Origin of the sequence: Treponema vincentii (genome assembly GCF_018336815.1) — a bacterium.
Taxonomy (GTDB): Bacteria; Spirochaetota; Spirochaetia; order Treponematales; family Treponemataceae; genus Treponema.
The window spans coordinates 503,171-523,331 of record NZ_CP050497.1 but is presented as its reverse complement, the minus strand read 5'-3'; the positions used below and the strand labels follow the sequence as shown (position 1 = coordinate 523,331).

Sequence of the window (20,161 nt, the reverse complement as noted above, 5' to 3'; positions counted from 1 at the left end):
TTAAAAAAAACAGCCTGATGCATTTACCCTAATTATCATCAATTATCTAATAGTCTCCAAATAGGCAAGCGTTTCTTCCGCCGTTTTTTTCCAGCTGTATTGCTTTACCCATTCTATTCCTGCATCAATCAGTTTTTGCCGCCGCTCTTTATTTGCACCGGCGGTATCGTTGATAAGGCTGCCGATGACTGAGGCAATCTCTTCCGGCTTATCGGGTTCAAAATAGCAGGTGCAGTCGCCTGCAATTTCCGGTAGTGCACCTGCACGGACGCAGGCGGTCGGAATACCGCAAGCCATCGCTTCGATTACCGGCAAGCCGACTCCTTCGACGGGCGACGGAAACACACAAAGATCCGCTGCAGAATAGAGGAGCGGAAGATTTTCGTGCGGGAAATATCCGGTAAGCAAGATGTCCGATGCAAAGGGAGAGCGAAGAACAGCCTGATGCACCTGTTCCGCCTGTTCACCGTCCGCTCCGGCAATTACCAGCCGATGCGGCGCCTTTGTTTTTTGCTTAAAGATAGAAAAAGCATTTATCAACTCGATATGCCGTTTTTCAGGATGAATAATCCGCGAGGCATAAATAATGTATGGACGCCGAATAGCAAAAGGCTTAATCATCAGCGCTTCCTGCGCTTGCAGGTTATGCGGATGAAACAGCTCGGTGTCGATTCCGTTGTGGATAACCCTAATTTTATCTTCCGTAAGACCGTTTTTAAGCAGATTATTCTTGATATAATTACTGGGGCTGATGATACCTTTGATAGCTCTGAGCGTTAATTTTGATACAAGTGATGATATGTTTTTTAAATACCCTTGGGAGTTATCCCCAAGTATATTCTGCATAACCAGTACCGCAGGAACCTCAAAACGCATAGGTAAAAGCTTTGTGCCCGACGGGAATAAAACAATGTCATATTGCTGCTTACGAGCAAAGCTATTAAAAGAGAGATGATGCCATGTCTGCTCGGCAAAAGCAGAATCCCCGACGGAGACGCAGGTGTATTTGACCCCTTCAACACCCGACGTATAGGTATATTTATCCAATTCGTGCCCAAAAAGCTGAATACTGTGCTCGGTTTTTGGCAAGTTATGTACTAATGAAAGAATGTATGCCCCGATCCCCGATCTGCCATGATCGCATCCGAGCGTATCAATCCCTATTTTCAAAATAAGCCTCTTTTTTTATTTTTAAGCATCTCAGAGCAGTCTCACCGGATAAATGAATCAAAATCGCAGCCTCGATTATTCTGCGGGGTTATATAAAACATCCGGTGAGACTGCTCTGGCGGATACACTCTCGATTATAGCATTTACCGTAACAATATGCTATCCTTGCCGAATGACTGACTTTTTGGATTTGCCGCTGTACAAACCTTTTGTTGAAACACTTGCCGCCGGAGGGATTATACACTTGACCCCTATACAAGAAAAAGTAATACCGCTTGCCTTAGAAGGCAAAAGCGTCTTTTTTGAATCCGAAACCGGAACGGGTAAAACCTTTGCCTTTTTGCTGCCGCTTTTAACTCGGTTGATGCAGGAAGAGAAAAAGTCAACCGCTCCGCGTATTCTTATTTTAAGTCCGACGGTAGAGCTTGCATCTCAAATTAAAGAAGCGGCTGCACAATTACAAGGAGTTGATACTAAATGTTTTAAGACGCTGCTCTGTGTCGGCGGCAGCTCGCTAAAACGGCAAATAGACGGATTAAAAGAAAAACCTGCCGTAATCATCGGAACACCGGCGCGTATTTCCGATTTGATCGGACTAAAGAAGCTCAAGCTGCAAGAAATAAAAGCTGTAGTGATTGACGAAGCAGACCGGCAGCTTACGAGGGAAAGCAGAGATGCGCTGCAAACCGTTCTTGCAGCGCTGCCGCAAGATGTGCAGGCGCTTGCGTGTTCGGCAACTTTTAACAGAAAAAATAGTGCATTACTCAACGTTTTTTTGCGGCGTTCAGAAACCGCTGTATTACCGGATCATATTTCGATTGCAAATACGGGTGTACTGCAAAAGTCCATCGAGCATTGGGCTCTTTTGAGCGAGCGGCGCGGCAAAGCCGATACCTTACGTGCGTTAATTCATGCTTTGAACACTGCAACAGTGGATTCCCCCAAAAAAATGCTCATTTTTACGGCGCCTGCACAAGAAGTTGAAAACCTTGCACAAAAGCTGCAATATAAAAAGATCGATGCCGTGCCGCTATACGGTAAACTGAACGGTTCCGAGCGAAAACAAATTATCGCTCGGTTCAGATCGGGTAAAACGCGGATATTGATTACCAGCGATTTGTCCGCCCGAGGACTCGATATTGCCGACATTGATTACATCGTACAGATGCAGCTTTCAAAGGATGCCGATGTCTTTATACACCGCGCGGGGCGTACCGGAAGGGCTGGGAGAAAAGGTATCAACATCGTCATCGGAGACGAATACGAGCTGCGCCTTTTGCAAGGCATCGAGAAGAAACTGGGCATAACAGTGTATCCAAAAATCCTCACCGGTGGAAAAATCGAAGCTGCTACGGAAACTATGTAAATCAAGTTTTTGATACGTCGAGGATTTGCCCCCTCCGTAAGCCTTTTGAAAATAGCCTGTTGAACAGTGTACTTCCGTGTACACTGTTCAACGTCGAGTTTGCGGGGCAAACTCGCTGCTGCTCAATTTCACGGACATCCCTGTCCGTTCTGAAAAGTCTTTCACCGTAAGCCTTTTGAAAATAGTGATACCGGATACAAGGCGCGAACAAAAATAAAGCGGAGGCGTACTTGTTGTACGTCGAGCATTTATTGCAGTAGCGGCATTTACTGTTCATCCTTTCCGTAAGCCTTTTGAAATAGATGATGCAGATGCTAGGAGCGTACAAAAAACACCCGCAGGCGTACTTGTTGTACGTCGAGGACTGTTTTTTGTTAAGCGACAACGCAGATGCGTCGTATATTTCAAAAGGATAGCTTGCAGGGACAGTATAACCGTGCTACACTTATCCTATGAAAACTATCAATAAAGATTTACAATCTATTACGGAACACTTCCCTTCCGACTTTACGGAAAATGAAAAAGCGGCGGCGAAAACGCTGTTTTTAAAAAAACTTTCACTGTTAACACACGAATTTTATGGCGGAAAACTGCAAACCGTCCCAAAATGCGGGATTTACGGATTTAACTGGTTTAACGTTTGGTATACGCCGGGCGTATCCGCCGTTTCTACCGGTATCCGCGATAATCACGACAGCTCCTTTATGCTTTCCAATCGAGGGAATCTTGTAGCGGTTGTCAGTGATTCCACCCGCGTACTGGGCGACGGGGATTGTTCTCCTTCCGGCGGACTTGGTGTTATGGAAGGTAAATGTATGCTGATGAAGTACTTAGGCGGTGTGGACGCCTATCCCATCTGTATCGATTCCTACGTCAAGCCGAATGAAGAAAAGAAATACAACTTCCCCGCCGGTAAACATTGCCCCGATAAGATTATCGATTTTGTGAAAATGCTGGAACCGAGCGCCGGCGCAGTTAATCTGGAAGATATTCAGCAGCCGGATTGCTTTAAAGTTCTGGATACGCTGCGGGAAGAATGCGACATTCCTGTTTGGCACGACGACGCTCAAGGAACGGCCTGTATTACGCTTGCCGGTTTACTCAATGCGCTGAAACTTGCCGGTAAAAAAATTGGAGACTGCCGCATTGTACTTCTCGGTGCAGGCGCTTCCAACACGACGATTGCACGCCTCATCCTGCAGGACGGCGGAGATCCCGCAAAGATGATTATTTGCGACTCCAAGGGTGCGCTCCATGCAGGCAGGGAAGACATCAAAGCCGACACACGTTATTACCGCAAGTGGGAGCTGTGTCAAGCGACAAACCCCAACCGGATAAACGACTTTAACGAAGCGCTAAAAGGCGCCGACGTGCTGATCGCTCTGTCCAAACCGGGTCCCAACACGGTAACCAAAGAGCAAATTGCCTCTATGGGCGATAAACCCATCGTGTTTACCTGCGCAAATCCCGTTCCCGAAATTTGGCCGCACGATGCCAAAGCTGCCGGCGCCTTTATTACCGGTACCGGGCGCGGAGACTTCCCGAACCAGATCAATAACTCCGTCTGCTTCCCCGGAATTTTGAAAGGTGCGTTGTTGGTTCGTGCACGGAAGATTTCCGACGGTATGGCTATCCGCTGTGCGCACTCCATTGCCGACTATTCGGAGAAAAAAGGCATTGATCCCGAAAACATCGTTGTAAAGATGGATGATGAAGATGTCTTTGCCGTCGAAGCGGCCGATGTCGCAATGCAGGCGATAAAAGAAGGTCTTGCCCGTATCACCATTACATGGGATGAAGCGTTTAAGCAGGCTAAGGCCGAGATTGCAGAAAGCAGAGCGCTGACGCAGCAGCTGATGGATAGCGGATTTATCAAAGAACCTCCGCAAGACTTCTTTAATCAAGCGATGGACTACGCAATCGAACAAATCAAAAATCAGCGTAGCAAATAATACTTTTGAGACTTTGTGTTAGCAACATACTATCTGCCGGTGGTTCTAAATATGGAGCCACCGGCATTTTTTTTAAAAGGCAGGTACAGCCTCTTTTTCAGGGACGGTCTCCTCACGCATATCGTCTAATGCATCGGCAGGCTGTTTCCCGTTTTTAAACAAGGGCTTAAACTCGATGTGCTCGGCTACTACTTTAATCTTGCTGTAGTGTTTGCCATCGGTACCTACCCAGCGGTCTTGCTTTAAACGTCCGACAACCCGTACTCCGCGGCCTTTTGTGCAATTCTCCCCGCAGAGTTCCGCTAAGCGTGCCCACGTTTCAACATCAAAAAACGAAGTTTCCTGTGTTGTTTGATCTTCCTGCTTAAAAAAGCGGTTCGAAGCGATAGAGAATACACAGAGCGGCGTCCCTTTAGGCGTTGCCTTTACCACGGGATCGCGAACCACATTTCCCTCAATGATCAACGAATTCAAATTGTGCATAATAGCCTCCTAAAATAAGAGAACCGAATTCCCGCTCGCTGCGGTTCCGGTCTCTTTTGATCTTGTAGTACCTGTTATATAAAGCATTCATTTAAAAATGGCTGGAAATTTACGGTATTTTTGCAAAAAAATTTATAATTTTTTTTACATGCGCTGTTATGGGCTATTAAATAGAAAAATCGATACGGTTTGAGCGATAGTCTTGACATTCGGCGTTATTCTAGGCTAATATATAAGCCGATTATGGAGCGGTGGCCGAGTGGTTTAAGGCGGCGGTCTTGAAAACCGTTGTGCTGCGAGGTACCGGGGGTTCGAATCCCCCCTGCTCCGTAAAATAAAGGGCGGCACGTTCCTTTATATGTGCGTATATAAAACCGATAACTTAGACAGGCAATAACTTTGGAGCGGTGCGAGAGTGGCCGAATCGGGCTCCCTGCTAAGGAGTTGTACCCATCCGGGTACCGGGGGTTCGAATCCCCCCTGCTCCGTAAGATAAAACCGGGTATTGTTGTGCATTAAGCGGTAAGAATGCATTAATGGACAAAGCATATCGGGGATATTTGAGATTATAGCTCAGTTGGATCAGAGCGTCAGATTGCGGATCTGAAGGTCGGCGGTTCGAGTCCGCCTAGTCTCATCGGTTATTTATTTTTGAGATTATAGCTCAGTTGGATTAGAGCGTCAGATTGCGGATCTGAAGGTCGGCGGTTCGAGCCCGCCTAGTCTCATCGGTTATTTATTTTTGAGATTATAGCTCAGTTGGATTAGAGCGTCAGATTGCGGATCTGAAGGTCGGCGGTTCGAGCCCGCCTAGTCTCATGCTACTGGAGAGATGCGAGAGCGGTCGAATCGGGCGGTCTCGAAAACCGTTGTACCGCAAGGTACCGGGGGTTCGAATCCCCCTCTCTCCGTTTTTAACGGAGCAACGCAGCCAAGCATCTTCTTTATGCACTTTCCGAAACACCCTGAAAATTTCAATACTTTCAGGTGCTTTCAACACTTTGGAGAGATGTCCGAGTGGTCGAAGGTACACGATTGGAAGTCGTGTGTGCCCGAAAGGGTACCGAGGGTTCGAATCCCTCTCTCTCCGTACCGGGACCTATGCAAAGAAGGTTTTTCAAACCCCGTCAGATCCGGAAGGAAGCAGCGGTAGATTAATTCTTCTTGTGCCGTAGTGCTCCCGGTTTTTTTATGTCCGCTCTAAGTTTCCTCTCTCGGTAGATACAAATCGCACAATCAGGTGGTTGGGCAAGCATTTGAATTGCAGTCAGAACTGCCAAGGATGGCAGTGGTGCTAAACGGAAACCGGTTTTTAAAAAACCGGCAACCAAGGAATTGACACGGATGGCAATTCCTTGGCGTTACTCTGCTTGAACAGCCACCTGATTTTACGGGAAGATATAAACAAGCGTCTGATGCGTTTACCTTCCTTCCCGTAGCTTGTACATTTAGACCGATAACAGTATGATAGCGGCTGCTTCATAACACTTTTAATGATAGGAGTAATAATGAACGAACATAAATTATTTACCTCGGAATCGGTCGGAGAAGGCCATCCCGATAAACTTTGTGATCAAATTTCTGATGCAGTGTTGGATGCCTGTTTGCGCGACGACCCTAAAAGTCATGTTGCATGCGAAACGTTTGCTTCAACCGCGCTCATTCTTATCGGTGGAGAAATTACCACCAGTACCTTTGTTGATATACAGCAAACAGCCCGCAATATTGCACGGGAAATCGGCTATACCGATTCTGCATTCGGACTTGACTGCAATTCTATGGCTGTTTTAAGCATGATTCACGCTCAGTCCCCCGACATTGCACAGGGGGTCAACGGTACCGGCCTCAGCGAGTATCAGAACCAAATGGGCGCAGGGGACCAGGGGATGATGTTCGGCTATGCGTGTAAAGAAACGCCGGAATTGATGCCTGCCCCTATCATGTATGCGCATAAGCTGCTGCGCAAGGCTTCGCAGCTGCGTAAGTCAAAAGAGATCGATTGGCTGCGTCCCGATGCAAAGAGTCAGGTAACGGTAGAATATGAAGGCGATAAACCCGTGCGTATCGATACGGTCGTTATTTCTCATCAGCACGACCCTGCAATTTCTTATGCTTCACTAAAAGAAGCGATTATCGAAAATATCGTCAAACCCGTCCTTGAACCGACCGGTTTACTAGATGCAAAAACTAAATTCTTTATTAACCCTACCGGACGCTTTGTTATCGGTGGTCCGTTCGGCGACACCGGTTTAACGGGGCGGAAGATTATTGTAGATACCTATGGTGGTATGGGTAGGCACGGCGGGGGCGCCTTTTCCGGTAAAGACCCGACCAAGGTAGACCGCTCAGCTGCATATATGGCGCGCTATGTTGCAAAGAATATCGTTGCTGCCGATCTTGCCGAACGGTGCGAATTGCAGCTCGCTTACGCTATCGGTGTACCGTTCCCCGTGTCGATTCGGGTAGATTCATTCGGTACTGCAAAAGTGTCGGAAGGTGCAATCGAACAAGCCGTTCAGCAGGTATTCGACCTCAGTCCTGCCGGTATCATTAAAACACTCGATTTGTGCAAACCCATATATCAAGCGACTGCCGCCTACGGACACTTCGGCCGCCCTGAATTCAACTGGGAAAAAACCGATAAAGTTGACGCTTTAAAAGCTGCTATAAAATAGTAACAACATGCATATCCTGCTGCGGGGCGTTCTTGCTTTTGTTTTCACTTCTTTAATGTGTACTGCTTGCAGCGATACCCTGTCGTCGGTATCGCTTGCCTTGCCGACGGATATGCAGAAAGCTGCAACCTCACCGGTTGCTTCCGAGCAGCTTATCCGCGTTGTACCGCTCAAGGCGTTAAATAAAAATGCCCGTACCGGTATAATACGCAACCCTGAAAAATCCGATGTTATGTATTTCGCCTTTGAAAAAAGCCCCGAAATGCTCGGTTTAACCGGTTCCGGCTTGTATGCGCTTGAGCTGGAGTTTGAACCGCCCCTGCCCGCCGCAAAATTGAGCGGCACAGCGCCTATAAACACAAGCGCTATTCAACCGGATTCTGCCGAATTTGCCGTAGGTTTACTGTATGCAAGCGATTTTTCCGCCTCTGGAAAATTGAAAGGAACCGTCATGCCGCAACATCCCGTTACGGCGCAGATACTGCCGCACGGAACCTTTACCGTCAGCATCGGCTTTGCAGGTACAGCAATAGGAACAGCGAATATTAGGGGATTTATGGTTTCAGCACAATCGGCTTTGAAACTGAAAAGCGCGGCAATCGTCCCCGTTCGGTATGGCTGGTTAAAGAAAAGCAGTACCGGATTATGGTATGGCGCCACCGCTGACGGGGACAATATCCCGACTGAATTATGTACCGGTACGGGCATCCCCTTGCGCACGGAGTTGCCGAAACCGTCAGCCGTTATACATACCGAAAATACCGTTATAGAGGCGGGATATGCCGGAAAAGGCGGTAGGGACTCTATCGTTATCCATTTTGGCGAGGACTTACCGGCTACACCCGCGGCGGAACAAAAACAACCGCGCCTTTCGTTCCAATGCAGCGGCAAACGCATATCCGTATACCGTGCACCGAATATATCTCACTTTACGCTTGACGGCTGCCTCTTTCCCGATGCTGTTTTTAGCATTGAACAAACTGATGAACAACCCCGCGCGGAAAGGTTATCCAATACGGATATGCTTCCTGACACGAGTGGACAGGCAGATATGGATGAAGTCGATAATGAGGCAGACACGACACCGACAGTCTGCGGCATTACCGCCGAATATTACACACCGGCACTGCTCACCCCCATCACAGCCGATCCGGGGCTTATTTTGCATTGGCCGCAGGCACAATGGCGGCAACCGTCTTACGAACTGTTTGCATGGGAACAGTTTCCTTCGGTACTGATTTTCGACTTTACCGACTATGCAGTGCAGGATGCCTATCTTAAACGACTCTCGTTCTTTGCGGAAAAAAAAGGCTTTACGGGGAAACTCCTCTCCGATGAAATGAGTCATTCTCTTCACGGGTTTAATGCCCACGACTATCGGGCCGAAACGCTTGCAGCCTTTTTTCAAAAAGCCGAAGAGGAAACTTTCCCGTTAAATACATCGGAGCTGCATTTACGTAAAATTCTATTCCATAACGGCATTATTGTCCGCACGGAAACCGGCATTGAAGCAGGAAGCGGCGCAATCGTATCCATAAGCCGCCAATCTCCGGCTTATCTCCGCTACCGCTTCATTACCCACGAATGCCTGCATGGTATTTATTTTACGAAAGAAAGCTTCCGTGATACGGTAACGGAAGTTTTCCGGCAGACAGATCCGCGCGCTGTGCTTTTTTTGCGCCGTTATTTTGAAATATATCCGTCGCTGCAATATAACACTGATGATGACTACTTGCTTCAAAACGAATTTATGGCTTACATCCTCCAGCAAGGCAGTGATTCTCTTCAACAATATTTTATACAGCTTTCATGGTTCCATTTAATGAATGCGGCTGAACCGGTACTTTGCAGATACATCCGCAAAACCAAGGCAGCAGGTTTTATGCAGGCTGCTGCGCAAATGGACTCTTTTCTATATACAACATGGGGAATAAAAGGCGGGAGAATTCATTTAGTCAATATAGAATCTTTATAAAAAATAAAATATCAATGAAACGTTTTATACCTTTCATTGTTTATCTGTTTACTTTCATTCCTCTGAGGAGGGTACCATGAACTTTGAAGCGATCCTTAATCAATGGGAAATACAAACTCAGCATCCTTACGGGAAAAAAAGGATGCAAAGCGATGCAAAAAATCCGATAGCCATAGCATATACGGCTGAAAATACCCAAACTTTAAATCCGATGGATTATTGGTTGCGGCGCTACGGTGTCTATGATAAAGATTCTAATGGTTCTGAAGATAGTACTCAGACTGATACTCTTGCCGAAAAACGGCGGTTACGGGCAATGCGCCCGCAAGCAGAAATCGACTTACACGGCATGACACTTGAAGAAGCCTACAGTGCACTGGTTACTTTTTTCGAAGATTCCGTTCGCAGAGAGTATCAAAAAATTCTCATCATCCACGGGAAAGGGAATCATTCTCAAAATGGACCTGTATTAGCGCGGTTCGTACAAAAGTTTTTGGAAACAAATATCCATGCCGGTGAAACGGGACACCCCAAAGGACGCGACGGAGGGACAGGGTCGACGTGGGTAATACTAAAGTATTAACAGGATAAACGCATCAGGGCATTTATTTAACAACCCCGCGGAAAAAATTGATACTGTTCAACCAGAGTTGAACCTCTTCGCGGTTCAAATGGTCTCACAGTCTCAATTTTTCAGCGGTTTTTATCTACTATACCTGATGCGGTTGCCCGTCTGCCCCCAAAAAATGTGCGAAATTTTAAGCAAAATTTCGCACAGAAGGAAGGCAACCGCTGGAAATATTTTTAATGCGTTTGCCTTGAGTAGGCTTATTGCCATAATAGTTAAAAAGAATTACAATCAGCAATTATTATGGATACCCAGTCGGATATTGTAGCTAGGGAAAAGGACAATCCCCTCGCTCGGCATGCTTTAGTAATGCAGATAGCGCTCTATGCCGGAGAGCTTCTTATTCGGAACGGAGCAGAGATGTACCGCGCCGAGGAAACGATTGTGCGGATAAGCGAAGCGGGAGGCATCCACGATATTACTCCGTTTGTTACGCCCACCGTACTGTTTATTGCAAACGGTGACGGCGAAAACGTACTCTATACAAAAAATATAAAAAAACGGAGCAACAATATTGCTAAAATTACATTAGTGAGTGATTTTTCCCGTAATTTTGTGGAAGGTCGTATTGATATATCCGAAGCAATGGATTGCTTACGCAAAATAGATCAATACAAAGGTTATCCATACAGGTTTGTTCTCTTTGCTGCCGGTATCGGATGCGGTCTTTTTGCGGTCTTAGTAGGCGGAAAATTCGGAGATTTTGTCGCAGCATTTTTTGCCTCATATATTGCCGTTTTTATCAGCGATAAAATAATGGCTCGTTCCCGTACCGTTTTTACCGGTAATTTTGTTGCAAGTATGTTTGTGGGAATTATTTCCATTATATCCTTTGAAATTAAATTAGTTGATAATCTTGACAATATCATCGTCGGCGCCGCACTTGCCCTTGTTCCCGGCGTTGCATTTACCGCAGGAATTAGAGACTTTATTTCAGGCGATTTACTCTCCGGAATCGCACGTATCGGAGAGGCGGTTCTTGTTGCAATTGCCATTGCGTTCGGTGTCGGTAGTATTTTAATGCTCTACTCGATTCTAGGAGGACTGTGATGCCGATTTATGCCCATACCATACTCTCCTTTATCAGCTGTCTCGGTTTTGGCGTTCTTTTTAATGTCCAAAAGCGTACATTGTTGCTTGCTGCGGTAAACGGCGCAATCGGTTGGACAATATTATTAGTTCTTGATATCCCGCAAGTCAGCTATATTTTTGCAAATTTGCTTTCTGCGATAGTGGTCGGTCTCCTTGCGGAACTTTTTGCCGTTATTCAAAAAAACTCCTGCAACCTCTTTTATTGTTGTCGGTATTATCCCTTTAGTACCCGGTTTCCGCGTTTACCGCTCAATGCTTTTTTTTGTGCGGGGCGATCTGGACAAGGGGCTTGCGGAGGGTGTCCATTCGTGCTTTATGGCAGTCGCGATAGCAGTTGGCATCATTCTTTCCACTTCTGTTGTTCGCATGATTCGGCGGCCTATCAAAAACTATATAAGGAAGAAAATATAGTAGAAAAACCTCTAAAAACCTTGAGTGTTCGAGAGATGCCCTAGTCTAAATAGTGCAGTACTAAAAAGCCGATTAAACGCAGTACGTGTTTAATCGGCTTTTTGCTTTTGACGGTTACAAGCTTTTTACTTTATCGCTTCCGCAAGGTTATCTGTCTTTAAAAGGCGAATATTGTTTGCCGTATCTTGTACGAGCAAGCCTTTTTCCGTAACGCTTATTGCCGTGTACGGAAGAACGGTTACCGTCGATTTTGCTTGCATTTCGAGATTATCGTTGAAGCGTGCAAGGTAATACTTCCCCGATTGCTCAATGACCGCATAGTAGCTGCCATCAACCTGTATTAAAAGACTCTGCTCTGCAACGGGAACGGTAGCCTGCTTGGTCATTTCAAGCGTGCGGGGGTTAATGCCAATCAGTGTAATCATCTGATTTCCGGATTTTGAACCGGCAATCGCGATAAGCGAATCTGCTCCTTCGATAAGAACACGTCCACGCACGGTATTGAGCGACGAGGTTTTCAGCGGTTTTTCCGTTTTAAGGTCGAGCAATACCACTTCCGAAAGCATCGAGCCGGAGTCAACTACTTTCAACACCGTGCAGGGTAATGCGGAAGCAAAGGCCGCTTCATCCTGAGCCTTTCGTTCAGCTCGTTTTTCTTCAATGATTTTCCGAGTATCTGCGGCAACATCCTTCCGATCGCTTTGTGCTTCCTGCTCTTTTGTATCGGCAAACTGCTTTTCAGAAGAAGCTTCCCGTTCTTTATCTTGGGCTTGCTTTAAGGCTTCATCAGAAGCTTTCTGTTTTGTGTCCGCTTCTTTCTGTTTTGCCGTTGCTTCCTGACCAGCTTTTTTGGCTGCATTTGCTTTTTCGGCGGCAGCTTTATCTTTATTGCTTGCTTCTTGTTTATTCTTTGCGGCTTCCTGCTGTTTTTTTGCGGCTTCTTCAGCAGCTTTGCGGTCATTCGGATTTTTTTGAGCCTGCTTTCGGGCTGCTGCAGCATCTTTTTCGGATTGGGCTGCTTGCTTCTTTGCCGCCTCCGCTTCTTTTCGAGCTTTTTCCGCATCTTGCTTTGATTGAGCCGCAGCTGTTTTTGATTTATCGGCTTCTTTTTGTGCCGCCGCAGCTTCATTCCGTTTTGCATCGGCATCTTTCCGAGCTGCAGAGGCATCCTTCTGTGCAACATCTGCACGATCGCGGGCTGTGCTGCTTTCACGTTCTTTCAAGTCGATCATGTCTTTGCGGGTGGCAATATCTTTATCATCCTTCTCGCGCATCTTGTTAACAACGTTTTTATCGGAGAGCGACTTCGTGTCGATTGCGCTTAACGTACCGCTGTATTTCTGATCGGAAAGCGGAATAACAATCTGTGTTTTTCCCGGCCATTCGTCGTAGCGCAGTGCAAGACCGGCTTTATCAGCAGTTAAATTCTTGACAACAATCGTTTTGTACTTACTTTTGAACATATTCATGTCGCCACGATACACAGCGTTATAGATCGTTACAAAATGAGCAAGGGTCTTTGCATCTTTTTCGGAGTATCCATACGCCTTTCGTAAATAACCTGCGATAATAACTCGTAAATTGTTGATATGATCAACTTTCGCTCCGCTTCCGATAATCATGATATCGGCATCGAGACCGGTTTTTACCGACGGATCAACTGCATGGATAACGGCGTAGCGATTCATCTCGCCGGCGCGTCCGCGTTGAGCTGCTCCGCCAAGAGATTCTCCGATTTCGGAGATTGCCCGCAGCGTATCGATTTCGGCGTGAGGCCCTGTGTAGTTGATAAATTCAATCGGCGTATTTTCGGCCTGCTTCAGTTCACTTTGATCAACCTCTATCGAAAACGCCATACTCATAAAGGCAAATGTACAGAGGCATACAAGCGCTATTCTTTTCATTGAACAACCCCTTTCTATGAAGATGATACAGAGAAATCTCAAAACCTTAGGGCGTAGCCCGAGGGAAGAGTGCTTCTCAGTAAAACAAAGTTCAATCCTATTCTACTATAGTTTTTATTTTTTGTCTTGCATACTGCTTAATATTTTCGGGAAAGGCGCCTGCCGTGATGCTAAACAGTGCTTTAACGGCTGAACCTGCGATTTGTTTATCCCCATATTTCGCAATTTCGGTAAGGGCGTCGCAGGCGGCGTAGGCAGGTTCATAGGCGCGCACTCCGCAGTGTTGCAGCAGCAGTTGAATTGCTTCGATTGAGCTTCCATCAGGGTCGGCAGCAATAAAGCCCAATGCGCGGATGATTGCAACGGCTAAAGTAGGGTCGGAAGTTTTTGACGCCTCGTCGAGTAGAATGGTTCGGTATTCCAACGATTCCAATAGACCGAGCAGTTCCGCAGCCCGTGCCCGTTCATAAACCGTAAAATTATAGGGGAAATACGCTGCCCGCTGATTATTTGCTAAAATAGTTTGCAGGGTGAGTGCGTAGGCTGCTTCATTCGTGCCGATAGTCCCTTTTGTAATAGCTTCATCGATGCTTGCTAACAGTGTTCCCGTATCTCCGTAGGGAACAAAGAAGGGCAGCGTTTGCGTTTTTTCTTGTGTTTTCAAAATGTGATACTGCGGTGGCGCTTCCCGTTGGGGAGAACTTTGCATAATCTTTGTGTCCAGTCGCCAACTGTTGATAACCCAATCATCGACAGCAATAAGGATACCATTCGGCATAATAACCGGCAGAAAAGCTGAGGTGATGATCTTTTGTTCCCGCTTTACGGTTCCCTCGCCGCTGATAATTGCCGCTATACCCTTGCAGGCGATGTAATATTCACCGTCCGTTTTGCTGTAATATAACGGAAGTGTAATGCGGCTGTTCAATTTTGCTGTCCAAGTAATGTTATTAGAGGTAATATTCCGTGCCGAAACGGTACCATCGGCATATATGCATACCAGTTCGTTGCCGGAGTTTTGCATAAAAAGCGGCGCTGTTTCCTGTGTTTGCCAGACTGCAAATCCGTCAGTTTCTCTTTGCGGTACATGTGGGGACGTTTCTTTCTCTTCTGCTGCGGCGCTGCGGTAATAGGTGAGGATGCCGTCACCGGTGCTCATAATATACCCGCCGGGAGCGGAGGCGAGCGTGGCAATTTCTTTTTTTAAGGTTCTTGTATTTGACACCTGTCCGGTAAGCGAAACGGTTAAAAAGTCTTTGTTTGTCAGCGTCAGCAACAATGATGCCGCTCCCGTTTCGCACAGTTGCCGTGCCGGTGAAGCGGATAATGTGAGCTGCCACTTGAGCTTCCCTTTTATGGAAAAACAGTAAAGATTGGATTTTGTAAGTATGCATATTCTGCCGTCAGTGGTGCTGTAGGGAGCAAACAACGCTGGCTCCGGCAGTTGCACCGACCACAAATAAATCCCCTGTCCGGAAACAGCTTGCAGTATCCTCGACGCATCTGCAATAATCAATATTCCCGAATTTGATACGGTTAAAAACGGTTTTATTGTTCGCTCAATATTCCGCCGCCATACAAAGGAGCCGGTGTAATCAATACAGTTAAGCGCCTGATCCGAGCTTAATGTATAAAGATATTCTCCGTGTACAACCGGATCACAGAGCGTTTCACCCGCCATAACCGCCGACCATTGTGCTTGTTCTATTTGCGCAGTCTGTGCGGTGAGAACCATTGTTGGAATCAGCAAAAACATATATGAAAAGAATGCGGTAAATAAGACGGCTAAAAAGCGTTTTGTTTTTTTCATCGTATAAAAATTCCTAAAAGTTCACAGTGATGGGTCTGTGGATAAAAGTCGAACAACCGGTATTCGATAAATCGATACCCCAATGCGATGAGTTTTTTTGCATCACGGACAAAGGTTGCAGGATTGCATGAAACATAATGAATGAGCGGTATTTTGGCTTGCCCCAGATAAGTAAGCGCCTTTTCAGGGATGCCCTGTCGCGGCGGATCGATGATAGCGGCATCATAGACAAGTTGTGCAGCGGGGATGTCTGACCAATCGGTATCGGAAACAGTATGGAAAAAACAGCGGCAAGGGTTGTTCTTTTCTGCAATAATCCGGTCGAGGTTTTTCTGTGCCGTCCGCAGCGCCCGTTCGTTGTGTTCCACCAAGTGAAGTTCGGCTGCTTTGTCCGTTAAAAAAGCGGAAAAGGTGCCGACGCCGGCATAAAAATCGAGTACCCGCTTACATGGGGGGATATCCGATACCGGTTTAATCAGTTTTTCCAACATTGTAATATTCGACTGAAAAAAGCCGAATACGCTAAAGTCCAGAGCTGTACCTTTTACTTGTGCCGAAGCGTCGGGATGAACGGGACTGTATATGTCATCTTGTGCGAAAACATGGTAACGATCTTGAGCGATTTTTGTACTGCGGGGGAAAAGCTTTTGCAATCCATCCTGCTGCAAAACGGTACGCAACGCAGGTACTGCAATAGGGCAATCATGGACGGGAACAACCGTGTTGCTCGCAAAACCGTGCATCCCGATTGTTCCGTTTTTATCCGTATGGAATTGAAACCGGTTTCGATATTCCCATGAAGGACCCGCAATAAAAACCGGCGGACGTTCAGGTGCAATATGCGCTCTGTCGAAAAGCTCTGCGACCATTGCCTGCCGGAGTGTTTGCTGATAGCTGTTAGCCGCCATTTGTAAATTACATCCGCCGCAGCGCCCGAAATACGGGCAGGGCGGTTCAATCCGGTACGGAGAAGGGGTGATGATTTCTTTTATAACGGCTTCGCTGTAATCGCGCTTATTTGCCGTAATGGTAATATCGAGTTCTTCATCGGGGAGCGCAAAGGGGATAAACACTGTTTTCCCGTCTACTCGCGCAAGGGCTTTCCCGCCGAATACGATCTTTTCCGTAGTAACTCGCATGGGATGCAGTATACAGGAAAGCGGAGATTTTATAAAGGCGCGGGCAGTGGGGGCAGGGAAGTTATAATGCTTTGAGCTATCTCCAATACGGGGTGTTCAAAGAAGTATAAAGGTATGGGAGAATCAGGATAAAGTGCCTCAGGGGTAACTATTTCAAATACACAAATGGGATATCATCGATGCGTTGCAGATGGATAGCTCCGCAGCCTTTTTCTGTGTACATGACGTTCAGCATCGCGGTGATATTGCGTTCAAAATCGGGATTGCTTTTTTCTTCGACGGCTGCGATGCCCCCACCGTAAATGCAGTAGACAAGATCGGCGTATTGCAAGGCAAGCGCGGGGTTATGAATAGAAACGAGCACCGTCTTGTGCACTTTTGTACAAAGCTTACGGGTGATCTGCATAATCTTATGCTCGTTGTAAAAGTCGAGATTGGCGGTCGGTTCATCCAAGAGGATGATGGGCGCATCCTGTACCATGCCGCGGGCAAGCATCACGAGCCGCGATTCCCCGGAACTGAGCTGACTGTAATAGCGGTCGGCGAATTGCGTTAAACCGAACACCTCAAGCGCATGGTCGACATATTCCCAATCTTTTTGCGAAGGGGCTTGCAGCGCGGTTTGATGGGGATTACGTCCCATCACGACAAAGTCGCGTACCGTGTAGGTAAATACGCCGGAATGTCCCTGCGGAATGTAGCATACTTTTTGGGCAAATCGCTTTCGTGTAAGCTGCGCCGCATTTTCTCCCAATACGGAGAGTGTACCGGACGCAGGCTTATCCAATCCGGCGAGCAGCCGCAAAAGTGTGGTCTTGCCCGCGCCGTTAGGGCCTATCAGCGCAATAACCTGTTGCTGAGGGATATGCAGCCGGAGGTCTTTCAGAATAGGCTGAGTTCCCCGCACCGCCGTAACGCCGTCAAGCTCAAAAGCCGCGTTCATATTCCAATCCAAATATCGTTGTTCCGGCGGAGCATCAGCTGCGCAAGAGTCGGCGCGCCGATGACAGCCGTGATAATACTGACCGGTATCTCATTGCCGGACAGGGAGCGGGCAACGGTGTCTGCAAACAGCAGCAGGGCGCCGCCGCACATAAAAGACAGCGGGGCAACCTTGTAATTGTTATTGCCGAACAGCAGCCGGATAACATGCGGCGCAATAAGCCCGATCCAACTGATGATGCCGGCGGCGGACACGACGCTTGCAACCAACAATGTCGAGGTGATAATAAACAGCAGCCGCATCTTTTTAACCGGCGTACCGAGCGACGCCGCTTCTTCATCACCGAGCGAGAGAATATTGAGCTGTCTGCGGAACAGGATAATAAAGCTGCATCCCGCAACGGCAATCGGTAAAAAGGCGGCGAGCTTTTTCCACGTGATAACGTTAAAACAGCCCATCAGCCAAAACTCAAGAGCAGGCAGCTCATTGAGCGGATCCGCCATGTATTTGATAAGGGATACGCCTGCTCCGGCAAGCGCATTGATAATGACGCCTGCAAGCACGAGGCGTATCAGGCTGTGTTCTCCGCCGATATTCGAAAGCTGCAACACAAGCAATGTCGCACCGATGCCGCCTGCAAAAGCGCAGAGCTGGATGCCTGCCGCACTTGTATGGAGCAGCACAATACCGATTGCCGCGCCGAGGGAAGCGCCGGTAGAAACACCGATGATATCGGGCGCTACCAGCGGATTACGGAATAGACTTTGCAGACTTACCCCGCTTAACCCGATTGCACCTCCTGAAAGAAAGACAAAGAGGGTGCGCGGCAGCCGGATGTTCATAAAGATATTGTAATCGGCTGTAGTTACCGCCGCAAATGCATCGGTGCGGAACAGGATCGAAAGTATCTTAATGAAAGAGAGCGGATAACGCCCCCAGCTCAGCGAGAATATCAGCGCCGCCAGAGGCATTATACAAGCTGCACATATCAGTTTAGTCCGGTACCGCATCTGCATTGAAGGGTTTTATCTTTTTATTTTACATTAAGAGAGGCGAGGTCTTTTTCTTTACCGAAGATGTCCCGATAAAAGGCCTTGGTTTTTTCCGCTAAATAACCGGCAGGAACTTTTCCCGGATGCAGTTTATCGGCAAGCCAGATAACATCGAGACATGAGCACGGAATGGGGGAATCCCACTCATCAACATTTGACGGGAATACATAGACTTTGCCGTTATCCACTGCGGGAATGCCCTTCCATTCAGCCTTTCCGGTGAGTTCTGTCGGAGTTACCTTCGATCCCGTTGCGGCAACGATAACCTGCGGGGCATATTTTTGCACCTGTTCCAGCGATACTTTTGTCCAATAGACATCGGTAATATCATCGCTTACTAATTTCCCGCCGGCGGCCGCAACGAGTTCCGCTTGGAACATCTTGGGGCTGAGCGCGTTCAGAGGATCGGAGCGGCTGCTGACATAAACGGATACCGCCGGTTCGCCTTTTACGAAACCTGCGACATCATTTAAGATTGTCTTATAAAAAGTGAGGAGTTTTTGCGCTTGTTCGCGATTACCGGAAGCAGCGCCGAGCATTTCAATATAGCTGAAAAAATTCTTCATCGTTTCGGGTTCGATCACCAATGCGGGGACACCGAGCGCTTCGATTTGAGGAAGCTGCTGTGCGGCCTTAAACGGCACTAAAACGAGATCGGGCGACAGAGATGCAACCGCTTCGAGGTTCAAGTTCTTTGCGCCGCCGCATGCGGGTTTATCCGCCAATTCGGGAGCGAATTCTTTAATAAACGGCCGAGCGCTTTTTCCGCCGTCGCCCGACACGATATATTCCCGACAGCCGATTGCCAATGCCGTGTTGCTCAAAATATAAAACGGCGCGACAATCCGCTCCGGCTTTTTTGGGATAACAACGGTTCTGCCTTGATGATCGGTTACGGTTGCAAAACCTTCCGATGCTTTTTTGTCCTGCTTCCCGCCTGCCCATACCGGCAAAGCTGCGAGCATCACAACCAAGATTGCTAATGAACAGAGTTTTTTACACATAGAATCCTCCTTTATAGACTTAGATAGACGTTAGCATAATCTTCTGAATAAACGCAACCCCGTCTGCAAGCTCTTTATCGTCAGGGTGTCCTTTGCCTAAGCCGCCGAACAGCTTGAATGGACCGAAAGTATCAAATCCCTTGCATTCAAATTCACCCAATACGGTAAATCCGTTTGACTGTAAATAACCGGCAAATTTTTTCGCATACCGACCTTTTCCCATTCCGCTTGTACATACGACAAAGGCAGGGTTCGGAAGTTTATGCCGGTGATGTTTCAAAAATGCATATATCGATTTATGAAATCTTCCCGCATATATTCCCGAAGCAAAGCCTACACAATCATATTCCGAAAAATCGATATTTTGAGCTTGCTCTACTTTAAACAGCGTTACCGGCATATCTTGTGCCATTGCCGTAACTACTTTTTCCGTATTTCCATGATGAACCGATGCATAGATAATAGCCGCTTTTTTCATAAAATCTCCCGATAAAAATGTTAAAACTCCATGTCGAGCAATGTGTTCTCATTATCCGGCACTCGTGTGTTTTTAATGG

General features: G+C 47.2%; 16 protein-coding genes, 7 tRNA genes and 1 other RNA gene. 15 read left to right on the top strand and 9 right to left on the bottom strand.

What is annotated here, in order from left to right:
* Nucleotides 1–42 precede the first annotated feature (42 nt).
* Nucleotides 43–1,170, bottom strand: coding sequence for a glycosyltransferase family 4 protein (locus tag GWP40_RS02445; RefSeq protein ID WP_212565903.1), 1,128 nt, complete (start codon nt 1,168–1,170; stop codon nt 43–45).
* Nucleotides 1,171–1,222: 52 nt separating this feature from the next.
* On the opposite strand from GWP40_RS02445, the gene GWP40_RS02440 reads away from it, so the two are divergent.
* Both GWP40_RS02440 and GWP40_RS02435 read left to right on the top strand, forming a co-directional pair.
* Nucleotides 1,223–2,536: a DEAD/DEAH box helicase gene (locus GWP40_RS02440; RefSeq protein WP_230974548.1), complete on the top strand. Its 1,314-nt coding sequence runs from the start codon at nt 1,223–1,225 to the stop codon at nt 2,534–2,536.
* Between the two features lie 452 nt (nt 2,537–2,988).
* On the top strand, nt 2,989–4,488 hold the full coding sequence (locus GWP40_RS02435; protein WP_212565902.1) for an NAD(P)-dependent malic enzyme: 1,500 nt from the start codon (nt 2,989–2,991) through the stop codon (nt 4,486–4,488).
* Between the two features lie 72 nt (nt 4,489–4,560).
* Here GWP40_RS02435 and GWP40_RS02430 read toward each other — a convergent pair whose 3' ends face one another.
* Nucleotides 4,561–4,971, bottom strand: a complete 411-nt coding sequence (locus GWP40_RS02430; protein WP_212565901.1) for a single-stranded DNA-binding protein — start codon at nt 4,969–4,971, stop codon at nt 4,561–4,563.
* 245 nt (nt 4,972–5,216) lie between these two features.
* Here GWP40_RS02430 and GWP40_RS02425 point away from each other — a divergent pair.
* From GWP40_RS02425 to GWP40_RS13660, 13 genes are all read left to right on the top strand, one after another.
* Nucleotides 5,217–5,301, top strand: a tRNA-Ser gene (locus GWP40_RS02425).
* Between the two features lie 71 nt (nt 5,302–5,372).
* A tRNA-Ser gene (locus tag GWP40_RS02420) sits at nt 5,373–5,459 on the top strand.
* A gap of 74 nt (nt 5,460–5,533) precedes the next feature.
* A tRNA-Arg gene (locus tag GWP40_RS02415) sits at nt 5,534–5,608 on the top strand.
* A gap of 16 nt (nt 5,609–5,624) precedes the next feature.
* A tRNA-Arg gene (locus tag GWP40_RS02410) sits at nt 5,625–5,699 on the top strand.
* A 16-nt stretch (nt 5,700–5,715) separates the two neighbouring features.
* A tRNA-Arg gene (locus tag GWP40_RS02405) sits at nt 5,716–5,790 on the top strand.
* A gap of 7 nt (nt 5,791–5,797) precedes the next feature.
* A tRNA-Ser gene (locus GWP40_RS02400) sits at nt 5,798–5,882 on the top strand.
* Nucleotides 5,883–5,974: 92 nt separating this feature from the next.
* A tRNA-Ser gene (locus GWP40_RS02395) sits at nt 5,975–6,061 on the top strand.
* An RNA gene (gene ffs / locus GWP40_RS02390) (signal recognition particle sRNA small type) lies at nt 6,062–6,160 on the top strand.
* 319 nt (nt 6,161–6,479) lie between these two features.
* A complete protein-coding gene (metK, locus tag GWP40_RS02385) occupies nt 6,480–7,646 on the top strand; it encodes a methionine adenosyltransferase (protein ID WP_212565900.1) in 1,167 nt (388 codons plus the stop codon).
* A gap of 7 nt (nt 7,647–7,653) precedes the next feature.
* Entirely contained in the window at nt 7,654–9,621 is a 1,968-nt protein-coding gene (locus tag GWP40_RS02380) for a hypothetical protein (RefSeq protein WP_212565899.1), read from the top strand.
* 76 nt (nt 9,622–9,697) lie between these two features.
* The gene (locus tag GWP40_RS02375) at nt 9,698–10,204 is read left to right on the top strand and encodes a Smr/MutS family protein (RefSeq protein ID WP_212565898.1); all 507 of its coding nucleotides are present in this window, start codon (nt 9,698–9,700) and stop codon (nt 10,202–10,204) included.
* Between the two features lie 288 nt (nt 10,205–10,492).
* Nucleotides 10,493–11,299 carry a threonine/serine exporter family protein gene (locus tag GWP40_RS02370; protein WP_212565897.1) on the top strand — a complete coding sequence of 269 codons (807 nt, stop codon included), beginning with the start codon at nt 10,493–10,495 and terminating at the stop codon, nt 11,297–11,299.
* Nucleotides 11,299–11,796: a threonine/serine exporter family protein gene (locus GWP40_RS13660; RefSeq protein ID WP_462218614.1), complete on the top strand. Its 498-nt coding sequence runs from the start codon at nt 11,299–11,301 to the stop codon at nt 11,794–11,796. Before GWP40_RS02370 ends, GWP40_RS13660 begins: the two co-directional genes overlap by 1 nt.
* Nucleotides 11,797–11,877: 81 nt before the next feature.
* Here the strand turns inward: GWP40_RS13660 and GWP40_RS02360 are convergent, their stop codons facing one another.
* From GWP40_RS02360 to GWP40_RS02330, 7 genes are all read right to left on the bottom strand, one after another.
* The gene (locus GWP40_RS02360) at nt 11,878–13,656 is read right to left on the bottom strand and encodes a P83/100 family protein (RefSeq protein ID WP_212565896.1); all 1,779 of its coding nucleotides are present in this window, start codon (nt 13,654–13,656) and stop codon (nt 11,878–11,880) included.
* Nucleotides 13,657–13,753: 97 nt separating this feature from the next.
* Nucleotides 13,754–15,466, bottom strand: coding sequence for an outer membrane protein assembly factor BamB family protein (locus GWP40_RS02355; RefSeq protein ID WP_212565895.1), 1,713 nt, complete (start codon nt 15,464–15,466; stop codon nt 13,754–13,756).
* Nucleotides 15,463–16,605: a class I SAM-dependent RNA methyltransferase gene (locus GWP40_RS02350; RefSeq protein WP_016522833.1), complete on the bottom strand. Its 1,143-nt coding sequence runs from the start codon at nt 16,603–16,605 to the stop codon at nt 15,463–15,465. The genes GWP40_RS02355 and GWP40_RS02350 overlap by 4 nt, the downstream gene beginning before the upstream one ends.
* A 148-nt stretch (nt 16,606–16,753) precedes the next feature.
* Nucleotides 16,754–17,548, bottom strand: a complete 795-nt coding sequence (locus tag GWP40_RS02345; RefSeq protein WP_212565894.1) for an ABC transporter ATP-binding protein — start codon at nt 17,546–17,548, stop codon at nt 16,754–16,756.
* Nucleotides 17,545–18,519, bottom strand: a complete 975-nt coding sequence (locus GWP40_RS02340; RefSeq protein ID WP_230974547.1) for a FecCD family ABC transporter permease — start codon at nt 18,517–18,519, stop codon at nt 17,545–17,547. The genes GWP40_RS02345 and GWP40_RS02340 overlap by 4 nt, the downstream gene beginning before the upstream one ends.
* A gap of 62 nt (nt 18,520–18,581) precedes the next feature.
* Nucleotides 18,582–19,604 carry an ABC transporter substrate-binding protein gene (locus GWP40_RS02335; protein WP_212565893.1) on the bottom strand — a complete coding sequence of 341 codons (1,023 nt, stop codon included), beginning with the start codon at nt 19,602–19,604 and terminating at the stop codon, nt 18,582–18,584.
* Between the two features lie 19 nt (nt 19,605–19,623).
* On the bottom strand, nt 19,624–20,082 hold the full coding sequence (locus GWP40_RS02330; protein WP_212565892.1) for a flavodoxin domain-containing protein: 459 nt from the start codon (nt 20,080–20,082) through the stop codon (nt 19,624–19,626).
* Between the last annotated feature and the right edge of the window lie 79 nt (nt 20,083–20,161).

Coding starts and splice junctions, on each gene's coding strand:
- GWP40_RS02440 (WP_230974548.1), top strand. CDS start 1,223: ATGAATCAAAATCGCAGCCTCGATTATTCTGCGGGGTTATATAAAACA.
- GWP40_RS02435 (WP_212565902.1), top strand. CDS start 2,989: ATGAAAACTATCAATAAAGATTTACAATCTATTACGGAACACTTCCCT.
- GWP40_RS02430 (WP_212565901.1), bottom strand. CDS start 4,971: ATGCACAATTTGAATTCGTTGATCATTGAGGGAAATGTGGTTCGCGAT.
- metK (WP_212565900.1), top strand. CDS start 6,480: ATGAACGAACATAAATTATTTACCTCGGAATCGGTCGGAGAAGGCCAT.
- GWP40_RS02380 (WP_212565899.1), top strand. CDS start 7,654: ATGCATATCCTGCTGCGGGGCGTTCTTGCTTTTGTTTTCACTTCTTTA.
- GWP40_RS02375 (WP_212565898.1), top strand. CDS start 9,698: ATGAACTTTGAAGCGATCCTTAATCAATGGGAAATACAAACTCAGCAT.
- GWP40_RS02370 (WP_212565897.1), top strand. CDS start 10,493: ATGGATACCCAGTCGGATATTGTAGCTAGGGAAAAGGACAATCCCCTC.
- GWP40_RS13660 (WP_462218614.1), top strand. CDS start 11,299: ATGCCGATTTATGCCCATACCATACTCTCCTTTATCAGCTGTCTCGGT.
- GWP40_RS02360 (WP_212565896.1), bottom strand. CDS start 13,656: ATGAAAAGAATAGCGCTTGTATGCCTCTGTACATTTGCCTTTATGAGT.
- GWP40_RS02355 (WP_212565895.1), bottom strand. CDS start 15,466: ATGAAAAAAACAAAACGCTTTTTAGCCGTCTTATTTACCGCATTCTTT.
- GWP40_RS02350 (WP_016522833.1), bottom strand. CDS start 16,605: ATGCGAGTTACTACGGAAAAGATCGTATTCGGCGGGAAAGCCCTTGCG.
- GWP40_RS02345 (WP_212565894.1), bottom strand. CDS start 17,548: ATGAACGCGGCTTTTGAGCTTGACGGCGTTACGGCGGTGCGGGGAACT.
- GWP40_RS02340 (WP_230974547.1), bottom strand. CDS start 18,519: ATGCCTCTGGCGGCGCTGATATTCTCGCTGAGCTGGGGGCGTTATCCG.
- GWP40_RS02335 (WP_212565893.1), bottom strand. CDS start 19,604: ATGTGTAAAAAACTCTGTTCATTAGCAATCTTGGTTGTGATGCTCGCA.
- GWP40_RS02330 (WP_212565892.1), bottom strand. CDS start 20,082: ATGAAAAAAGCGGCTATTATCTATGCATCGGTTCATCATGGAAATACG.